This is a genomic window from Candidatus Accumulibacter cognatus (assembly GCF_000584975.1).
Lineage (GTDB): Bacteria > Pseudomonadota > Gammaproteobacteria > Burkholderiales > Rhodocyclaceae > Accumulibacter > Accumulibacter cognatus.
In genome coordinates, this window is sequence record NZ_JDST02000033.1 from 45,994 (window position 1) to 64,141 (window position 18,148).

Genomic DNA, 18,148 nt, shown 5'->3' on the forward strand with positions numbered 1-18,148 from the left:
TCGCGGAGCATGCTCTGCGCCCATCGAACGATTCCGGCGTGCAAGCCGGCATGCGCCCTGCAAGGGAGGGAAACGGTCATGACTTTCATCACCGGGGGGCTCTTGCAAAGTCATGACAGTTCGTGGTCAGGACAGCATGAGCATTTCAACCAGCAGGCCGACGACGGCGCCGGCCGCGATGACGGCAATGACATTCTGCCGGTAGTAAAACAGCGCGACCGCGGCACCGAGAGCGATCAGCGCGGAGATCCAGTCGAAGCTGCCAGCGAAACCTCTCGGCCAGAGGACATGATAGCCGAAGAACAGCGCCAGATTGAGAATCACCCCGACCACCGCCGCGGTGATGGCGGTCAGTGGTGCGGTGAATTTCAACTGGTTGTGGGTGGTCTCGACCAGCGGTCCGCCGAGCAGGATAAAAACAAATGACGGCAGAAAGGTAAACCAGGTCACCAGCGAAGCCGCGACCGCGCCGGCGAGGAGCAGGCTGTCCGGGCCGAAAACGGCCTGGAGGTAGCCACCGACGAAGCCGACAAAAGCGACCACCATGATCAGCGGCCCAGGGGTGGTTTCGCCGAGCGCGAGGCCGTCGATCATCTGGGTCGCGGTCAGCCAGCCGTAGTGTTCGACGGCTCCCTGGTAAACGTAGGGGAGAACGGCATAAGCACCGCCAAAGGTCAGCAGCGCGGCCTTGGTGAAAAACCAGCTCATCTGCGTCAGCGTGTGCTGCCAACCGTGGGTCGCAATCAGCAGGCCCATCGGGATGGCCCACAGAAGAGCCGCGACGATGAGCACCCTGATCAGTCTGTTCCATCCGAAGCGGGCATGCTCCGGAGTCGGGGTGTCGTCGTCGATCAAGGCCGGACCGAACGCGGCTTCGGCCGGGCCGTGGCCGCCGCCAAGCTGGAATTTCTCGGGTGCGACCCGTCCGCCGATGTAGCCGAGCAGTGCGGCGACGGCGACGATGACGGGAAACGGTGCGGCGAGCGCGAAGATGGCGACGAAGGAAGCCGCCGCGATCGCCCAGAGGAACGGGTTCTTGAGGGCACGCATTCCGATTCGGTGCGCCGCCTGGACGACAATGGCGGTGACTGCCGGCTTGATGCCGTAAAACAGACCAGCCACCAACGGCGTCTCGCCGAAAGTGATATAGACCCAGGACAGACCGATCAGAAGCAGCAGCGAGGGCAGCACGAACAGGGTTCCGGCGACCACGCCGCCAGGCGTGCGATGCATCAGCCAGCCGATGTAGGTGGCCAGTTGCTGGGCTTCGGGACCGGGAAGCAGCATGCAATAGTTGAGTGCGTGCAGAAAGCGTCGCTCGGAAATCCAGCGACGACGTTCCACCAGTTCCGCGTGCATCATCGAAATCTGTCCTGCCGGGCCACCGAAACTGATGCATCCCAGCTTGAGCCAGAAGGCGAACGCCTGCCAGAAGCTGACTGAGGGGGGAGCTGCAGGGTTTGCGAGGCCGCGGTTCATGTCATTTCCCCCGGATCAGCGCCACCAGATCCTCGGTCGATGGCAAGGCACTGGCTTCGCCTTCGGCGAGAATGCTCTCGGCGAGCGCGCGTTTCTCATGGTGCAGGTCGACGATTCGTTCCTCGACGGTGCCCCTGGTGACCAGCCGGTAAACGGTGACCGGTCTGAGCTGCCCGATGCGGTGCGCACGTCCCATCGCCTGATCCTCGGCCGCCGGGTTCCACCACGGGTCGGTGATCACCACGTAGTCGGCGGCGGTGAGGTTGAGGCCGAAGCCGCCGGCCTTGAGACTGATCAGGAAAAGCTCGCCTTCGCCGGCCTGGAATGCGGCGACCCGGCGCGTTCGCTCGGCGGCGGGGGTGGCGCCGTCGAGGTACTGATAGCGAATTCCGGCTGCGTCGAGCGGTTCGCGGAGGATGCTCAGGAAATCGACGAACTGGCTGAAGACCAGCGCCTTGTGGCCGTTGGCGATGAGCTCGCTGGCCAGTTCGCCAAAGGCCTGTACCTTGGCGCCGCTGATCCCGAACTCGGGGTTGCACAGGCGCGGGTCGCAGGCGGCACGCCGCAGGCGCGTCAGTTGCGCGAGGATGTTGAAGCGGGATTGCGTTTCCGGCGTGCTGTCGAGCATGCTGCCGATCTCGTTTGCGGCTTCGCGGCGCAAGGCTTCGTAATGCGCGGCTTCGGCACTCTCCGGGCTGACCGTCAGGATCAGCTCGATGCGGGGCGGCAGTTCCTGCAGTACTTCCGCTTTGCTTCGTCGCAGCACGAAGGGAGCGATCAGGCGCTTGAGGACATGCTGGGTGTCACGGTCGCGGTTACGTTCGATCGGACCCGCGAAGCGCTCGTTGAAGCGGTTGACGGTGCCGAGCAGGCCGGGATTGGCAAAACGCATGATCGACCACAGGTCGGCGAGGCGGTTTTCCACCGGCGTTCCGGTCAGTGCCAGGCGAAAATCGGCCTTGAGCTCGAACACCGCCTGCGAGCGCTTGGCGGCTGCATTCTTGATCGCCTGTGCTTCGTCGGCGATCAGCGTGTGCCAGTTGCGCCCGGCGAAGCGTTCCTGCGCGAGTTGCAGCAGCGTGTAGGAGACGATCAGCAGATCCTGCGGCCCGGCCTGGCTGACCAGTTCCTCGCGTTCGCTGTCGCCGGCGTCGCTGTAGATGCGGGCGTTGAGCGTCGGTGCAAAACGACGTGTTTCGGCGAACCAGTTGCCGCATACCGAGGTCGGTGCGATGACCAGCGCCGGCCCGCCGGCGGCGCGCTCGAGCAGCACGGCGAGTGCCTGCAGCGTTTTGCCCAGGCCCATGTCGTCGGCCAGACAGCCGCCCATGCCGGCGGTCGCCAGACGCATCGCCCACTGGTAGCCGTCTTCCTGATAGGGCCGCAGCCTGACCTGCAGCAGGCTCGGCGGTTTCGGTTCGGAGGACTGGGCGCTGCGCAGGCGCTCGATGGCCTCGCGAAAATCCTTGCCGGCGTCGAGCCGGGTGCCGTCGAGAATCTCGTCGAGCCAGGCGGCGGCGATCGTCGGTGCCTTGCCTCCCTGCTTGTCGGTTTCGATAACCGCCGCGAGTTCGCTGAGCTTTTGTTTGAGTGAGCGCGTCAGCGCAGCATACACACCGTCCCCCATCGGGACGAAGCGGGATTTTTCGCGTGCCGCCGTCAGCAGGGTTTCGAGCTGCAGCACCAGGCCCTCGTCGAGCGTCGCCTGCCCGGAGAGGCGGAACCAGTCGTGCTCGCGGCTGACGCTGACGCCGAGCTGCCGCGTATCGACGCTGACGACGCGAACGGCCTTGCCCTTGGGCCATTCAACCGCGGCAATCGCGGCCAGCGTCGGCAGCGTTTCGACCGCCCCGAGTGCCTGCTCGGGATCTTCGATCAGCCATTCGCTGACGCCATCATTGCCGTCGAGGAAGGGCAGGGCATCGAGTACCGCTTCGAGATGCTGGCGCTCGCGCTGGAGGTCGTGTTCGGTGCCGACGCTCTCGCTTCCGCGCACGCTCATCAGGCGAAGTCGGCCGCTGCCCGCCGGCAGGCGTGGGCCGTCGGGGCCCAGCGGTGTCACCACCAGGCGTAGCGCCAGGTGCTCGCCAACCGGCGAGAGTTCGGCACGCAGGCGCGAATCGCTGGCCACCTGCCGGGAGGCCTGTGCCGAGTCGGCGTGTACCTGGAAACGTCCGGACAGCGCACGCAAGGTCTTTTCGACCTCGGTCTGCGCTCCTGGCGCATTGGCGGGAATGGCAACGCGCCTCGAGATGAGCTGTGCGGCCTGCTGCTGCACCGCCGAGAAACGCACCAGCCGAAGACGTTGCGGGCCGTCCTGGACGAGTGTGAGCAAGCGCAGCGCTTCGTTCTCGCGACGCTCGTCGGCATCTTCGACATGGTGGTACGGGCTTTCGACGACTGGTCGCAACGGTGGCTCGATGCGCATCACGAAATGTTCGCCCTGACGGACCAGTTCCAGCTCTGGCTGCGTTTCGCTGAGTTCGACGAATTGCTCTGGCGCATTTGCCAGGACGATGCACGGATGACCGACCAGGGCGACGATCGCCGTGGGCAGGTCGATACGATAGCGGTTGCTGTAGCCGCGCTCGGGGCGCAGCGCGCGCGCCACCTTGGCATCCCACGCTGGCAGATGTTCGTTGCCAAAGATCTTCACGAGGCTCAGCGCGCGGGGTCGTCCCCAGCCCCGCAGACCACACCTCTGTTCGAGCGGTTTGATGCCGAGCAACTGACCCTCCTTGCCGATCTCGATGGCCCAGAGCAGGCGCGTCGTTTCGCTGCCGGCCTCGGCAGCAGTTTGCTCGCTGCCGAGCGATTGCAGGGCGTCGAGAATCGTGCGCCATTGTTGGCCAGCAGCGGCGACAAAATAACCGGTCGGTGGATCGCGTCCGGAAAGTAGCTCCTCGGCGCCACGCAGCATGCGGCTCGGCAACTTCAGATGACAGTTCAGCAGCTTCCGCCGCAGGGCGATGATCGTCTCATGCCAACCGCTAGCCGTATGCGGTGTAGGCTGCGTACCTGGCGCAGCGATCGTCTCGCTACCCAGCCAGGCCGAGAGCAGAATGGCCCAGAGCGAACCCAGTCCCCAGCGCTGTTCCTGGTCGCGCGCTGGCTGGAAAGCGGCATGGATGATCGCTGTCTTGCCAAGACGAACGTCGATGGCATGGACCCAGCGCCCCCATGCGGAGAATGCACTCGGATCGCGCTGGCCGGCTTCGCCAATGCAGAACTTGCGCGCCAGTTCCAGATGCTTCGGGGTCGACTGGGCGAGCAGTGCGAGTGGGTAGAGCCATCCGATACTCACGGGCAGGAGGTTCTTGCTGCTGCCGATTTCGCCCTTGCGCTGCTTCAGGGCTGCCTCGAAAGCGGCTTGTCCGGCTGCCCACTGGCTGTCAACGACCAGGGCTGCGGCCCCAATGGCGGCAGCGAGGCCGTTGTCGAGCCCCTGCAGGGCTTCCTGCAACAAGGCGGCGTCACTGCGTTGCAACGCCAGCTCGGCAAGCGCCGAACGCAGATCGTTGGACACCTGGTCGGGTTGCCGCCTGAGCTGGTCAAAAGCCCACTCCGCGATCGGGTTGAAATCCTCCGCCCAGTTCAAACCTATCGATGCCACACCCAGGCAAGCGAGCCACGAGCGTTCGGCCGGATCGATGTACTCGAAACTGGGGCCATCGAAACCGAGCAGGAGTGCCTGCGTGAGGATGGAGTTCCAGTCCATCGAACGTGCGACCCGTTGCCGGATCGCTGCTAGCTCTTCGCTCGGTGTGCCGGAAAAGAACTTGGCGCGCACATAGGCAATGGTCGCCGGAAGACTGCTGCTCGGCCAGTAGTAGCCGAAGCGCGTGAGGTCGAAACCATCGAGTTCGGCGATCAGACTCGGCAGGCAGTTTCCTGGCCGGGTCTCGAGCAACTGCCGGTAGAGCGGCGCACGCAAAGCGTCCACGAGTTGAAAGGCGTTGGGGCGGTGCGCCACATCGCCGAGCAGCAGTTTCTTGTCCTTGAGTTCCTCGACCGCGCTCTTTACATCGTTGAAGGTAAACGCTCTGCCGGTGCTGGTGGTCAGACCACTCAAACCAAGCAGGTGGTGTACGTCGGTCTGCGTACGGGCGGTCCACAGTAGTGCGCAGGCCAGGGCCACCTTGTGCGTGTCGGCAGTCAGTCCATGCTGGTCGAGTCGCTCGATGGCTGCTTTGTTCAAGGGGTTCTTGAGCATGGCGGCGGTTTCGGGAAAGGGAGTGGAGGCTTGTGCATGAATCAGCCACGGTGCAGCAGCATGGCGTCACCATAACTGAAGAAGCGATAACGCTGATTGATCGCGTGCCGATACGCGCCGCGGATGGCATCCAGTCCGGCGAAAGCCGAAACGAGCATCAGCAGCGTCGATTTTGGGAGGTGAAAGTTGGTGATCAGCCGGTCGACGACGCGAAAGCGGTAGCCCGGAGTGATGAAGATGTCGGTTTCGGCCGCGCCAGCGTGCAGCTCTCCGTGCTCTGCAGCCGCTTCGAGCGCACGCAGGCTGGTTGTCCCTACAGCGATGACCTGGCCGCCGCGCGCACGCGTTCGGGCGATCGCAGCGGCCGTCGCGGGCGGGATCTCGAAACGTTCGGCGTGCATGCGGTGCTCGGAAATGCGCTGTACTCGCACTGGCTGGAAGGTGCCGGCGCCGACGTGCAGCGTCAGCCAGGCCATCTCGGCACCGCGCTGTGCGAGTTCAGCCAGCAGCGCCTCGTCGAAGTGCAGGCCGGCAGTGGGTGCGGCGACAGCGCCAGGATGGCGGGCAAAAACCGTCTGGTAGCGCGCTTCGTCGGCAGCGCTCGCCGCATGCGTGATGTAGGGCGGCAAGGGCAAGCGGCCGTGGCGATCGAGCAGGCTCCAGAGGTCATTTTCGCCAGCCGGCTCCAGCAGTTCCAGGTCGAAGAACTCGTGCTGTTCACCGCAACGACCGCGTACGCTCAGCAGGATGGCATTTTCGAGAAAGATGCGGCTGCCGGCTTGCGGCGCTTTGCTGGCGCGGATTTGTGCCACGGCATGACGAGCATCGACGATGCGCTCGATCAGAACCTCGATCTGGCCGCCGCTTTCCTTCCGACCAAAGAGGCGCGCGCGGAACACGCGCGTATCGTTGAACACCAGCAGATCCCCGGCTTCAACGATTTCCGGGAGCTCGCTGAAGCGGCGATCGTGGATGATGCCGTCGGACAGTTGCAACAGACGACTGGCGGTGCGTTCTGCGGTCGGGTGCTGGGCGATCAGTTCGCCGGGTAGATCGAAGTCGAAATCGTCGAGCGTCAGCATGCGTAAGTCTGCAGAGAATTGTCGAGCAAGCGCCGACGTGGAACGGAATATGATGAGTCTGCTTGTTCCTGAGTGGAGAATCAGCGATAATCAGAACTTCTTCCGGCTCGCGAGTTGCGAGCCAAAGCCGAGATGGCGGAATCGGTAGACGCAGCGGACTCAAAATCCGCCGGTGGAAACATCGTGGGGGTTCGATTCCCCCTCTCGGCACCATCCAGAACAGCACATGCTTGCAAAGCTTCGAATTATAACACGCCTCGGGTAGGCGGGCGCTGTCTGCCCGATCGATTCAGGCGATTGACGCGAGAAGCGGGGTGCGCAGGCATGTTAATGTGAATGTCGTGCCGGCGACTCACGAATCCCTCCTTCCCTCTCGTGGAGGAGGAGTCAGGGGAGGGAAACGGTCATGACTTCCATGATCGGGGGCCTGGAAAAATCATGACCTTTAGAATCGCTCATCAATGTTCGGCATCGAAAGGGTCTGTGCGTCGGTGTGACGACGTGCGTGCCGGTGCCGCTAGCGGAACCCTGCCTTGAACCCAGCAGAGCCAGTTCAGTCGCGTATTGTCATCGCCTCGCGGGAGTCGCGCCTGGCTCTGTGGCAAGCCGAGCATGTCCGTGGATGCCTGATGGAATCATACCCACGGAGTCGCATCGAGATCCTCGGCATGACGACTCGCGGCGACCAGATCCTCGACCGTCCGCTGTCGGCGATCGGCGGTAAAGGGCTGTTTATCAAGGAACTCGAACTGGCGATACAGGAAGGCCGTGCTGACCTCGCGGTTCATTCGATGAAGGACCTGCCGATGGAAATGCCTGCGGGCTTCGCCATCGCAGCCATTTCAGCGCGTGAAAATCCCTGCGATGCCTTTGTTTCGAACCGCTTTGCCGGGCTCGACGAGTTGCCGGCCAAGGCCGTGGTTGGAACCTCCAGCCTTCGTCGCGAAGCGATCCTGCGCGCCGGATACCCGCAACTTGTGATCCGTAGCCTGCGTGGTAACCTCGATACGCGGCTCAGGAAGCTCGATGCGGGGGAGTACGATGCGATCATCCTCGCTGCCGCAGGCTTGATACGTCTGGGCCTGGCAGCACGGATCAGGTCTATCCTGACGCCAGAGCAGTCACTGCCAGCACCAGGACAGGGAGTCCTCGGGATCGAGGCCGCATCAGGGCGCGCTGACATCATGGCACTGCTGGAACCGCTCAACGACAGCGAGACCGCGCACTGCGTGCGCGCCGAACGGGCCTTTTCGCGTGCCTTGGGGGGTAGCTGCCAAGTCCCGCTCGCTGCCTACGCGTTGCTCGATAGTGGTCATCTCTGGTTGCGAGGTTTCATCGCAACGCCGGACGGCAAGCAGATGATCGCCGGGGAACAGTACGGCGCTCCGGAAGACGGCGAGTCGATCGGTCGCCTGCTCGCGCAGCGGCTGCGTGAACAGGGGGCCGAGGTCATCCTGGAGCAGCTCGCCAGCTGCCAATGACGCAACCCTTGCGTGGTCTGACAATCGTCGTGACGCGCCCGCGCGCGCAGGCTTCGCGTCTGGCTGGCTGGATTGCCGAGCAAGGTGGCGAGCCGCTGATTTTTCCGCTGCTCGAGATTTCTCCAGTCATCGACCCTGCCCCCTTGCAGGCGGCGATCATGCGTCTCGGAGACTACTCGCTGGCGATTTTCATCAGCCCGAATGCAGTCGATTTCAGTGTCCCGGCGATTCTTGCCAGACAGGCGTGGCCATTGGGTCTGCGCGCGGTGGCGATTGGCCAGAGCAGCGTCGCGCGGCTTGCCCGTTATGGCATCGGCCACGTGCTGGCGCCGGCCGATCGCTTCGATTCGGAGGCACTGCTCGAACTTCCGGAAATGCGGCGCGCGGGCGTTGCTGGCAAGCGTGTGCTGATCTTTCGCGGTAATGGTGGCCGCGAACTGCTGGCCGATACCTTGCGAGAACGGGGCGCCGAAGTCGATGCGGTGAGTTGCTACCAGCGCTCGGCACCGGCCGACGCGGCCCCGCTGCAGGCGCTATGGCGCAGTAGCCAGCTCGACGCCCTGACGATTTCATCGAGCGAGGGCTTGCGCAATCTCGTCGGCCTGCTCGACGCACCGGCGAACGCCTGTCTGCGCGGCACCCCGATGTTCGTGCCGCATCAGCGCATCGCCGAGCTGGCGCATGCGCTTGCCATGCGGCGGGTTATCCTGACCGGAGCAGCCGATGCCGGAATCATTGCTGCGCTATGCAGCCATGATTGGCAGCGATCATGAGCGAAGAATTGGCCATGTAGCCGGGGCTTCCGTCCAGTCGCGTGGCGCCAGCATGTCGTAGAGCGCGGCTTCGGCGCTGCCGGCTTCAGGATGCCAGTCGTAGCGCCATTTGACGACTGGAGGGAGCGACATCAGGATTGATTCGGTGCGCCCGCCCGACTGCAGGCCGAATAGCGTGCCGCGATCCCAGACCAGGTTGAACTCGACATAACGTCCGCGTCGGTACGCCTGGAAGTCACGTTCGCGTTCGCCATAGGGCAGGTTCTGCCGCTTTGCAATGATGGGCAGATAGGCTTCCGTAAACGCGTCACCGACCGCCCGGGTCAGCGCGAAGCAACGCTCGAAGCCGCCCTCGCTGAGGTCGTCGAAGAAGATGCCACCGACCCCGCGCGGTTCGTTACGGTGCTTGAGGAAAAAGTACTCGTCGCACCATTGCTTGTAGCGAGCGTGCGTGTCTGCTCCAAAAGGCTGCAACGCTTGCTTGCAGGTCATGTGGAAATGCCGGATGTCTTCGGCAAATGGGTAGTAGGGAGTCAAGTCCATGCCGCCGCCAAACCACCAGGCAGGATCGAGATCGGCCCGGGTTGCAAGCAGGGCGCGCACGTTCATGTGCGCGGTCGGGCAATAGGGGTTTTCCGGATGCAGGACCAGCGACACGCCCATCGCGGCGAAGGCGCAGCCCGCCAGTTCTGGGCGTTTGGCGGTTGCCGAGGCCGGCAAGGCGGCGCCGCTGACCTGCGAGAAAGCAACGCCGCCGCGTTCAAAAACACGACCTCCCTCAAGGATGCAGGTGCAGCCGCTGCCAGCGAGTAGCGAGTGGGCTTCCCTTTCCCAGGGATCGGCACGGAAGCTCGCGCCGGTACGACCTTCGAGCGTTTCGATGGCCGTGACGATACGCGTTTGCAGGTCGGTGAAGTATGCCTTGAGGCGGGTCGGGTCGATCATCCCTGGTCCGCGTCCGCCGGTGCCGTGGCGGTTGGTGACTGCCTGACCGGGCTCACCGGCTGACGGCGCGGTGGCCGATGTCACGGCGATACTGCATGCCGTCGAAGTGGATACCGATAATAATGTCATAGGCACGTTTCTGGGCCTGCCTGACATTGTCGGCAAGTGTCGTGACACACAGCACACGCCCACCGGCGGTGACGATCCGGCCATCGCGCTCGGTGGTGCCGGCATGGAAGATATGACTGTCCTCGCTGCCCTGCGGAAGTCCGCTGATCAGATCGCCGGTGCGCGGAGTACCGGGGTAATTGGCTGCGGCCAGCACGACGCCCAGTGCGACACGACGGTCCCAGCTCGCCTCAACCAGGTTGAGCCGGCCGGCGACGGCATGATCGAGGAGGGTCAGCAAGTCGGATTTCAGGCGCATCATGATTGGCTGTGTTTCCGGGTCGCCGAGGCGGCAATTGAACTCGACGGTCTTGACCGATCCGTCCTTGCCAATCATCAGGCCAGCGTAGAGGAATCCGGTGTAGGGGATACCTTCGGCAGCCATTCCCCGTACCGTCGGCAGAATGATTTCGCGCATGGCTCGGGCGTGGACTTCCGGAGTGACCACCGGTGCCGGTGAGTAAGCACCCATGCCACCGGTATTGGGGCCGGTATCACCGTCGCCGATACGCTTGTGATCCTGTGTTGAAGCCAGCGGCAGCACATTCTTGCCGTCGACCATGACGATGAAACTGGCTTCTTCGCCTTCGAGAAATTCCTCGATCAGCACACGTGCTGGGGCCGAATCTCTTGCCGGGCTGTCACCGCTGGCGGGAAGCATCCGGTCAATCGCGTCATGGGCCTCGGACAGGTGCATGGCCACCACCACTCCCTTGCCGGCAGCCAGTCCATCGGCCTTGATGACGATTGGCGCACCCTGCTGGTCGACGTAGGCGTGTGCAGCGCGGATATCGGAGAAGGTCGCAAAGCGGGCAGTGGGAATATTGTGCCTGGCCATGAAGCGCTTCGCGAAGTCCTTCGAGCTTTCGAGTTGGGCGGCTTCCCTGGTCGGACCGAAGATCTTCAGACCGCGGTCGCGAAAAAGATTGACGATGCCGGCAGCGAGCGGGGCTTCGGGACCGACTACCGTGAGATGAACCTTGTGCTTTGCGGCGAAGTCGGCGAGCGCTTCGGGGTCGGTGAGGTTGACGTTTTCGAGTTCACGCTCGCGCGCCGTGCCCGCGTTGCCAGGCGTGACGAAAACCTTCTGCAACCCAGGAGTCTTCGCCAGCCGCCAGGCGAGTGCGTGCTCGCGACCGCCTGAGCCGATGACCATTAGCTTCATGACAGTCCTTTCACCACCAGAACTTGAGCTGCTGCGCGTACCCGCTGGCGCGCCCCCATCGAGCTGCGCCGTGCCCTGGCACTGACGACTCTGACCATGATCTTCCGCACCGTGTTCTCCCCAGCATCATTCAAAGAATCAATGTCGGAAGTGCCGCGCACCGGTGAACACCATCGCCAGACCATGCTCGTCGGCGGCAGCGATCACTTCCTCATCACGCATCGAGCCACCAGGTTGAATGACGGCCTTGGCGCCTGCAGCCGCCAGGACGTCGAGCCCGTCGCGGAAGGGGAAGAAAGCATCGGAGGCGACACAGGAACCTGCCAGGTCGAGGCCGGCATTCTGCGCCTTATTGGCCGCGATGCGGGTCGAATCAACGCGGCTCATCTGGCCGGCGCCAACGCCGAGGGTCATGCCGTGACCGCAAAAGACGATGGCATTGGACTTGACGAACTTGGCAACCCGATAGGCGAAGAGCAGATCTTCGACCTGTGCGTCAGTCGGTGCGACCCTGCTCACCACCCTCAGGTCGGAAGCCTGGACGTTGAACTGATCGGGGGTCTGTAACAGTAGCCCGCCACCGACGCGCTTCATTTCGAAAGTATGCTGGCCCCTGGCCAGCGGCAGTTCGAGGACGCGCAGGTTCTGTTTGGTGGCCAGCATCGCCCGGGCAGTGTCGCTGAAAGCCGGTGCCAGCAGGACTTCGACGAAATGCTTGCGGACATTCATGGCGGTCACGACATCGGCGTCGACCGTGCCGTTGAAAGCGATGATGCCGCCAAAGGCCGAGGTCGAGTCGGTCTGGAAGGCTTTTTCGTAGGCGGACAGCAGGCTGACATCGATTGCCACACCACAGGGATTGGCGTGTTTGATGATCACGCAGGCGGGCTTGTCGAAAGTCTTGACACACTCCCAAGCGGCGTCGGCATCGGCGATGTTGTTGTACGAGAGTTCCTTGCCTTGCAGCTGCCGATAGTTGGCGATCGAACCCGCAAGAGGTGTGGGATCGCGGTAGAAGGCTGCTTGCTGGTGCGGATTCTCGCCGTAACGCAGCGTTTCGACGCGATCAAAGGCGAGTTGCAGAGAAACGGGAAACGTCCCGGCCTGGTTCGATTCGTCGAGCGAAGTCAGCCAGTTGGCAATCGCTGCGTCGTAGCGCGCAGTGTGCGCAAAGGCCTTTTTGGCAAGCATGAAACGTGTGTCAAGACTCAGGGCGCCATCGCTGGCCGTCATTTCGGCGAGCAATGCCGGGTAGTCCTCGGGGTCGGTGACCACGGCCACCCCGGGGTAGTTTTTGGCTGACGAACGCAGCATTGCCGGGCCGCCGATGTCGATGTTCTCGATCGCTTCGGCGAGTGTGACACCAGTCTGGGCAATGGTTTCACGGAATGGGTAGAGATTCACACATACCAGATCGATGGTCGGGATGCCGTGCCGTTCAAGCGTGGCCATGTGCTCGGGCAGATCACGACGCGCCAGGATGCCGCCATGTACTTTCGGATGCAGGGTCTTGACGCGGCCATCGAGCATTTCCGGGAAGCCTGTGTAATCGCCCACCTCGGTAACCGGCAGACCAGCGTCACGGAGCATCCGGGCGGTGCCACCAGTGGATAACAGTTTGACATCATGAGCGATCAGTCCCTGCGCGAATTCGAGGGCGCCATTTTTGTTGGAGAGGCTGATCAGGGCTTGGCGGATTTTCATGGTGGGCGGGTGGCAGCTCTTAAAAGGGTAATAGGAGTGTTCAGTCGATCAGTTTGTGATCGACCAGTTTCTTGCGCAGTGTGTTGCGGTTGATCCCTAGGATTTCGGCCGCCAGGGTCTGATTGCCGCCGGTCTGTCTGAGTACGACTTCAAGCATTGGGCGTTCGACGCTCTTGATCACCATCGCGTAAACTGCAGCCGGCTTCTCGCCTTCAAGCTGTTGAAAGTAGTTTTCCAGCGCCTTGCCGACGCAAGTTGCGATATGGTCATCGTCGTTGCGCTTCATGCTGCAAGGTCCTCGAAGTTGGCATGCGGTGAAGGAGTTGTGCGGGCATAGCTCAAATGCTCCTGGTAATCCGCGAGGGCACAGAAAAAGTCATTGACTGCCTGTCTTTGCAGTTCGATGGTTGGCAACTGGTTCATCCTGTGACGGAAAGCTGCCGAGCCGACCAGACCCCTGGTATACCAGGAAATATGCTTGCGTGCGATACCGACCCCGGTTTCGACACCGTAAAAGAGATATAGATCCTCAAGGTGCTCAAGCAGTACCTCGTGAATTTCAATGACCCGTGGCGGAGGCAGGTAGGTTCCGGTGTTCAGGAAATACTCGATCTCGCGGAACAGCCATGGGCGCCCCTGCGCGGCACGTCCGATCATTAGCGCGTCGGCATGGGTGGTGTCAAGGACATGTTTTGCCTGTTCAGGAGAGTCGATGTCGCCATTGGCGATAATGGGAATAGTCGCCACGGCTTTTGCTGCCTGGATCGTCTCGTATTCGGCCTGGCCGCTGTAGCCGCAGGCGCGCGTGCGGCCGTGCATTGCCAGGGCCCTGATTCCTGACTGCTCTGCGATCTTGAGGATGTTCAAGGCGTTGCGACTGTTTTTGTCCCAGCCGGTGCGGATCTTCAAGGTTACCGGGGTGCTCGGTACGGCATTGACGACGGCCTCGAGAATTTGCCGGACCAGCGGCTCGTCCCTGAGCAGGGCGGAACCGGCCATGACGTTGCAGATTTTCTTCGCCGGGCAGCCCATGTTGATGTCGATGATCTGAGCCCCTCGCTCAACGTTGTAACGTGCCGCAGCAGCCATCATCGAGGGACTGGCGCCAGCAATCTGTACCGAAATTGGCGCAACCTCGCCCGCATGGTTGGCGCGGCGCCGGGTCTTGATGCTGCCATAGAGCAGGGAGTTCGAAGTGACCATCTCGGATACGGCCAGACCGGCACCCATGCGCTTGCAGAGCTGCCTGAAGGGGCGATCGGTAACGCCCGCCATCGGCGCGACGAACAACTGATTGCGAAGCGAAAAACCGAGAAATTCCATGCTGGTAAAGTGCCGATGGGCAAGGCAAGTTTCGGATTCTACCGCGATTGCTGCCGCGAAAACAGACACTTCTTGCCTCGGGCAGAAACGCCAAAAGGCTTCTGGCGTTCTTCTCAGAGCGGATCGCTTTTCCGACGTGGTTTTCTTGATGCTGGCTGTCAACCACTACTTGCAGAGAGCGTTACTCGCGGCATGGTTGGCACGACAATACTTCGACAGGAGAATAAAAATGGGTAGCCTAAGCAGCGAGTCTTTTGACCAGTTTCTCGAGTCACTCAAGCAGGCGGGCGTGGAAATCAGCAATGAATGCGAGTTGCGCGAGCGGCTGGCCGAAGCTCAGCGTTGGCGCTTTGCATTTGCTACTCTGGCCGCCAATGGCCGCCCATTGGGAATTCGTTTTCAGGATAGTAGTCGTGGCGTGAACGAGGCGGATATCCACCGGACTTTTGCCCGCTTCCAGTTCCCTGAAATCTTGCAGACCACCTTTGCGGCCAGCCTGCGGGTTGAGCACTGATCATCCGTCTCGCTAATGGCCGTGCCGCCGGCCTGTTGGCCCGACAGCCTGGTCCCTTTCGACAGACCGAAGTTCCCTCATCGTTGATGCTTGTTGAACGATGGTGGCCAGGTGAGTCATAATATCGGTATGAATGACTTACCTCCCCAGGATCCGCGCCGACGGCTCCGAGAACTTCTCGCCATACCTGAGCGCGATCGAACCGACGAACAATGGGATGAACTCATTGAGATCGAGATCACTCTTGCTCCGGGAAACCGTGAGTCCGAACGTCCTTTAGACCGGCAACCGGAGAAACGCCCAAGCACCTCAGGTCAGGTCCGACGTCCTGAGCAACGGAAGACCGGACCCCGGCCGGCTCCACAGAGGTCTGACCCGCGCCCATCTGCTGCCAGATCTGACCCCACGCTGGACGCTCAGACTGATGCGCGCCCGCCCGACCCGCGACCACCCAAGCGGCATGTGCGGCGGCCAAGGCGCCCACCCGAGACCCCAAACGAAGGCTGATTAGGACACATTCGCAACCCTTGGCAGAGTACGCTGCGACACCGCGTTAGCCGTTGTTCTCGATTTGCAGCCATAAGCACTGACCCTTGCTTGCTTGGTCTATGGCTGCCAGCAGCTGCTCGTGCAGAATGATTTCTTCCGGGCTGGCGCGCCTGATCAGCTGTGCCCGACATTGGCTGCCTGCGGGGGTGATTCCGGCAGTCTCGTTTCCATTCGCTTTGTCATCGCCAAGATCGATGATCAGACTTTCCTGACCGCGGGTCATTGCCAGATAGACTTCGGCAAGAATCTCGGCATCGAGCAAGGCCCCATGTAGTGTACGGTGCGAGTTGTCTATCCCATAGCGATCGCAAAGTGCGTTGAGGTTGTTCTTTTTGCCGGGGTGCAGATCCTTGGCCATGCGCAGGGTGTCGCATATGCCCGCGCAGACTTCTTCCACTGGCGCCATATTGAGCCGCGTCAATTCGGCATTCAGAAAACCGACGTCGAAGACTGCATTGTGAATGACGAGCTCAGCATCCCGCACAAAGCCGAGAAATTCCGCCGCAATATCTGCAAAGCGCGGTTTGTCGAGCAGAAACTCGCGGCTGATCCCGTGCACCGAGAGGGCGCCAGCATCGATATCTCTTTCCGGGTTCAAATAGCTGTGGAAGTGCCGATTGGTTAGACGCCGATTGCGCATCTCGACGCCAGCGATTTCGATGATGCGGTGCCCAAGCTTGTGCTCCAGGCCAGTCGTTTCAGTGTCCAGGAAGATCTGGCGCATGCTCGCTTTCCTTGCGGTTCATTTCGTTTTGCGGGTATGAGCCAGCTCGTCCATGGCGCGATTGGCCAGGGCATCGGCGCGTTCATTACCGCTGTGCCCGGCATGCCCCTTGACCCATGACCATCTGATCTGGTGCTGGCCAGTCAACTCATCCAGGCGCTGCCAGAGGTCTGCGTTCTTGACCGGCCTCTTGTCGGCGGTGCGCCAGCCATTGCGCTTCCAGTTGTGAATCCACTCGCTGATGCCTTTTTGCAGGTACTGCGAATCAGTATGCAGGTCGACTGTCGCCGGTCTCTTCAACGCTTCGAGGGCACGTATCGCAGCCATGAGTTCCATCCGGTTGTTGGTCGTGGCCACTTCGCTTCCCCAGAGTTCCTTCTCCCGATCACCGGCCTGCAGGAGTACGCCCCAGCCGCCAGGTCCAGGGTTGCCGCGACAGCCACCGTCGGCGTAGATGGTGACGATTCCTTCATCGCTCATGGGGTTTCCTTTTTACTGACGACGGATAAGGCCTTACGAGGAGACCGCTGCTGCTTCCAGCTCGGCAGTATCAGGCGCATGCCATGTACGCGCTTGATCGCGCGCAGCAGATAGACGCCGCCGGCAAAAGCCCACCAGCGAGCACCGGCGGTTTCCATGAAGTGCCAACGCTTAAGCCAGCGCGCATGCGTGCATGGCGGTGAATAGCAGCCAAAAGTACCCCGTTCGACCTCGAAGCCAAGCAGTTGCAGCCAGTCCTTGAGACGCCGCACCGAGAGGTAGTGGCCGTTCCACGGAAAATGGTCGGGGCAGTTCGGCAGACCACGGCGCAACCCCCAGATGGAAATCGGGTTGAAGCCGGTAATCAGGACTTCGCCTTCTGGAATCAGAACGCGCTCAACTTCGCGCAGAATCTGGTGCGGGTCCACATGAAACTCGAGGACATGCGGCATGACCACCAGATCGATGCTGTGCGCTGCGAAGGGAAGTTGCCGTAAATCACAGAAGACATCGACCCGGCCTGAATCGTCCGCCACCTGTCGGAGAGGGATACGGTTCTCGGCAAGCAAATCACGTTGAGGGAGACCCAACTGGATGGCGTTATAGCCAAAAAGGTCAGCGACGACGGCGTCGATCGTGGCTTGCTCCCAAGCCATGACATAGCGCCCTTGCGGGCTTTCCAGCCAGGTGTCGAGGCCAGGGATTGACATTTTCAGCAGTTCTTCCAGAATGGATCAATGTTCGACATTATTCGGATCCCGGCCTTCAAGGATAACTACATCTGGTTGTTGCGCAAGGGCGTGACAGCGGCTGTGGTTGACCCGGGCGATGCACGCCCCGTACTCGATGTGCTTGAGCAGGAGGGTTTGTCGCTGAGCGCCATTCTCATCACCCATCACCATGCTGACCATCAAGGCGGGGTTGCAGAACTGTTGGCGCATCATTCTGCCGAGGTATTTGGTCCAGCGGCGGAGTCGATTGCCAGCATCAGCAGACCCTTGCGTAGCGGCGATACGATCAGCATCGCACCCTGCGACATCGAATTTCAGGTGATCGCGGTGCCCGGACATACGCTTGGGCACATTGCGTATTATGGCTCAGGCTGCCTGTTTTGTGGTGATACCTTGTTTGCCGGCGGCTGTGGTCGTCTGTTCGAAGGGACCGCTGCACAGATGGCTGATTCGCTGGCCCGTCTGGCCGCGCTGCCTGAGGACACCGCGGTGTATTGCGCCCATGAGTACACGCAGGCGAATCTGCGCTTTGCGTTAGCGGTTGAGCCCGGGAATCGTCGGCTGCTAAGCCGTGTCGAAGAGGTTGCCGTCACTCGTGCCAGGGGTGGGGCGACGCTGCCGTCGACGATCGCAATCGAGAAGGCGACCAATCCCTTCCTGCGCTGCCGCGAACCGGAAGTGGCGGCTGCAGCCCGAGGCAGAGTCCCTGCGGCGCGCGATGAGGTGGCGGTGTTTGCTGCGCTACGTGAGTGGAAGAACAGTTTTTAAGGGTTCTTTCAGGGGTTTTCCTGGAGCGTGGCTAGCAGCCTGTCGGACT

Annotated in this window: 15 protein-coding genes and 1 tRNA gene; 5 read left to right on the forward strand and 11 right to left on the reverse strand. The window is 61.9% G+C overall.

Going from position 1 to position 18,148, the window contains the following annotated elements; genetic code table 11:
• Nucleotides 1-126: 126 nt before the first annotated feature.
• From chrA to queA, 3 genes are read right to left on the reverse strand one after another with little or no spacing between them, the layout of a single operon-like run.
• Complete coding sequence (chrA, locus tag AW06_RS07465) at nucleotides 127-1,479, reverse strand: chromate efflux transporter (RefSeq protein ID WP_034947974.1); 1,353 nt, start codon at nucleotides 1,477-1,479, stop codon at nucleotides 127-129.
• A 1-nt stretch (nucleotide 1,480) separates the two neighbouring features.
• Nucleotides 1,481-5,692 carry a DEAD/DEAH box helicase gene (locus AW06_RS07470; protein ID WP_273704484.1) on the reverse strand — a complete coding sequence of 1,404 codons (4,212 nt, stop codon included), beginning with the start codon at nucleotides 5,690-5,692 and terminating at the stop codon, nucleotides 1,481-1,483.
• Nucleotides 5,693-5,733: 41 nt separating this feature from the next.
• Nucleotides 5,734-6,774, reverse strand: a complete 1,041-nt coding sequence (queA, locus tag AW06_RS07475) for a tRNA preQ1(34) S-adenosylmethionine ribosyltransferase-isomerase QueA (protein WP_034947976.1) — start codon at nucleotides 6,772-6,774, stop codon at nucleotides 5,734-5,736.
• A 126-nt stretch (nucleotides 6,775-6,900) separates the two neighbouring features.
• Between queA and AW06_RS07480 the strand changes: the two genes are divergently transcribed.
• From AW06_RS07480 to AW06_RS07490, 3 genes are all read left to right on the forward strand, one after another.
• Nucleotides 6,901-6,987: transfer RNA gene (locus AW06_RS07480), tRNA-Leu, on the forward strand.
• 320 nt (nucleotides 6,988-7,307) lie between these two features.
• The gene (gene hemC, locus AW06_RS07485) at nucleotides 7,308-8,255 is read left to right on the forward strand and encodes a hydroxymethylbilane synthase (RefSeq protein WP_034947979.1); all 948 of its coding nucleotides are present in this window, start codon (nucleotides 7,308-7,310) and stop codon (nucleotides 8,253-8,255) included.
• Nucleotides 8,252-9,028 (forward strand): uroporphyrinogen-III synthase, encoded by a 777-nt coding sequence (locus AW06_RS07490; RefSeq protein WP_034947982.1) that lies wholly within the window; start codon nucleotides 8,252-8,254, stop codon nucleotides 9,026-9,028. Before hemC ends, AW06_RS07490 begins: the two co-directional genes overlap by 4 nt.
• Here the strand turns inward: AW06_RS07490 and hemF are convergent.
• The 5 genes from hemF to dusB all read right to left on the reverse strand — a co-directional run bounded on the left by hemF (nucleotide 9,023) and on the right by dusB (nucleotide 14,333).
• The gene (hemF, locus tag AW06_RS07495) at nucleotides 9,023-9,973 is read right to left on the reverse strand and encodes an oxygen-dependent coproporphyrinogen oxidase (protein WP_273704486.1); all 951 of its coding nucleotides are present in this window, start codon (nucleotides 9,971-9,973) and stop codon (nucleotides 9,023-9,025) included. The genes AW06_RS07490 and hemF overlap by 6 nt on opposite strands.
• A gap of 52 nt (nucleotides 9,974-10,025) precedes the next feature.
• Nucleotides 10,026-11,306, reverse strand: coding sequence for a phosphoribosylamine--glycine ligase (gene purD, locus AW06_RS07500; protein ID WP_034947985.1), 1,281 nt, complete (start codon nucleotides 11,304-11,306; stop codon nucleotides 10,026-10,028).
• 138 nt (nucleotides 11,307-11,444) lie between these two features.
• Nucleotides 11,445-13,010, reverse strand: a complete 1,566-nt coding sequence (purH, locus tag AW06_RS07505; protein ID WP_034947989.1) for a bifunctional phosphoribosylaminoimidazolecarboxamide formyltransferase/IMP cyclohydrolase — start codon at nucleotides 13,008-13,010, stop codon at nucleotides 11,445-11,447.
• 40 nt (nucleotides 13,011-13,050) lie between these two features.
• Nucleotides 13,051-13,296: a helix-turn-helix domain-containing protein gene (locus tag AW06_RS07510; RefSeq protein ID WP_034923434.1), complete on the reverse strand. Its 246-nt coding sequence runs from the start codon at nucleotides 13,294-13,296 to the stop codon at nucleotides 13,051-13,053.
• Nucleotides 13,293-14,333: a tRNA dihydrouridine synthase DusB gene (gene dusB, locus AW06_RS07515; protein ID WP_034947992.1), complete on the reverse strand. Its 1,041-nt coding sequence runs from the start codon at nucleotides 14,331-14,333 to the stop codon at nucleotides 13,293-13,295. The genes AW06_RS07510 and dusB overlap by 4 nt, the downstream gene beginning before the upstream one ends.
• Between dusB and AW06_RS20110 the strand changes: the two genes are divergently transcribed.
• Nucleotides 14,332-14,847: a hypothetical protein gene (locus AW06_RS20110; protein WP_246148488.1), complete on the forward strand. Its 516-nt coding sequence runs from the start codon at nucleotides 14,332-14,334 to the stop codon at nucleotides 14,845-14,847. The genes dusB and AW06_RS20110 overlap by 2 nt on opposite strands.
• A 553-nt stretch (nucleotides 14,848-15,400) precedes the next feature.
• On the opposite strand, the gene dnaQ is transcribed toward AW06_RS20110, so the two are convergent.
• From dnaQ to AW06_RS07535, 3 genes are read right to left on the reverse strand one after another with little or no spacing between them, the layout of a single operon-like run.
• Entirely contained in the window at nucleotides 15,401-16,120 is a 720-nt protein-coding gene (gene dnaQ / locus AW06_RS07525) for a DNA polymerase III subunit epsilon (protein ID WP_034947998.1), read from the reverse strand.
• Between the two features lie 18 nt (nucleotides 16,121-16,138).
• A complete protein-coding gene (rnhA, locus tag AW06_RS07530; RefSeq protein WP_034948001.1) occupies nucleotides 16,139-16,600 on the reverse strand; it encodes a ribonuclease HI in 462 nt (153 codons plus the stop codon).
• On the reverse strand, nucleotides 16,597-17,310 hold the full coding sequence (locus AW06_RS07535) for a class I SAM-dependent methyltransferase (protein WP_034948005.1): 714 nt from the start codon (nucleotides 17,308-17,310) through the stop codon (nucleotides 16,597-16,599). The genes rnhA and AW06_RS07535 overlap by 4 nt, the downstream gene beginning before the upstream one ends.
• A gap of 27 nt (nucleotides 17,311-17,337) precedes the next feature.
• Here AW06_RS07535 and gloB point away from each other — a divergent pair, with 27 nt between their 5' ends.
• Nucleotides 17,338-18,099, forward strand: coding sequence for a hydroxyacylglutathione hydrolase (gene gloB, locus AW06_RS07540; RefSeq protein ID WP_034948008.1), 762 nt, complete (start codon nucleotides 17,338-17,340; stop codon nucleotides 18,097-18,099).
• Nucleotides 18,100-18,148 lie beyond the last annotated feature (49 nt).

Bases quoted from the DNA above. Each gene is read 5' to 3' on its own strand.
- chrA (WP_034947974.1), bottom strand. From the start codon at position 1,479: ATGAACCGCGGCCTCGCAAACCCTGCAGCTCCCCCCTCAGTCAGCTTC.
- AW06_RS07470 (WP_273704484.1), bottom strand. From the start codon at position 5,692: ATGCTCAAGAACCCCTTGAACAAAGCAGCCATCGAGCGACTCGACCAG.
- queA (WP_034947976.1), bottom strand. From the start codon at position 6,774: ATGCTGACGCTCGACGATTTCGACTTCGATCTACCCGGCGAACTGATC.
- AW06_RS07490 (WP_034947982.1), top strand. From the start codon at position 8,252: ATGACGCAACCCTTGCGTGGTCTGACAATCGTCGTGACGCGCCCGCGC.
- hemF (WP_273704486.1), bottom strand. From the start codon at position 9,973: ATGATCGACCCGACCCGCCTCAAGGCATACTTCACCGACCTGCAAACG.
- purD (WP_034947985.1), bottom strand. From the start codon at position 11,306: ATGAAGCTAATGGTCATCGGCTCAGGCGGTCGCGAGCACGCACTCGCC.
- purH (WP_034947989.1), bottom strand. From the start codon at position 13,010: ATGAAAATCCGCCAAGCCCTGATCAGCCTCTCCAACAAAAATGGCGCC.
- AW06_RS07510 (WP_034923434.1), bottom strand. From the start codon at position 13,296: ATGAAGCGCAACGACGATGACCATATCGCAACTTGCGTCGGCAAGGCG.
- AW06_RS20110 (WP_246148488.1), top strand. From the start codon at position 14,332: ATGCTGGTAAAGTGCCGATGGGCAAGGCAAGTTTCGGATTCTACCGCG.
- dusB (WP_034947992.1), bottom strand. From the start codon at position 14,333: ATGGAATTTCTCGGTTTTTCGCTTCGCAATCAGTTGTTCGTCGCGCCG.
- dnaQ (WP_034947998.1), bottom strand. From the start codon at position 16,120: ATGCGCCAGATCTTCCTGGACACTGAAACGACTGGCCTGGAGCACAAG.
- rnhA (WP_034948001.1), bottom strand. From the start codon at position 16,600: ATGAGCGATGAAGGAATCGTCACCATCTACGCCGACGGTGGCTGTCGC.
- AW06_RS07535 (WP_034948005.1), bottom strand. From the start codon at position 17,310: ATGTCAATCCCTGGCCTCGACACCTGGCTGGAAAGCCCGCAAGGGCGC.
- gloB (WP_034948008.1), top strand. From the start codon at position 17,338: ATGTTCGACATTATTCGGATCCCGGCCTTCAAGGATAACTACATCTGG.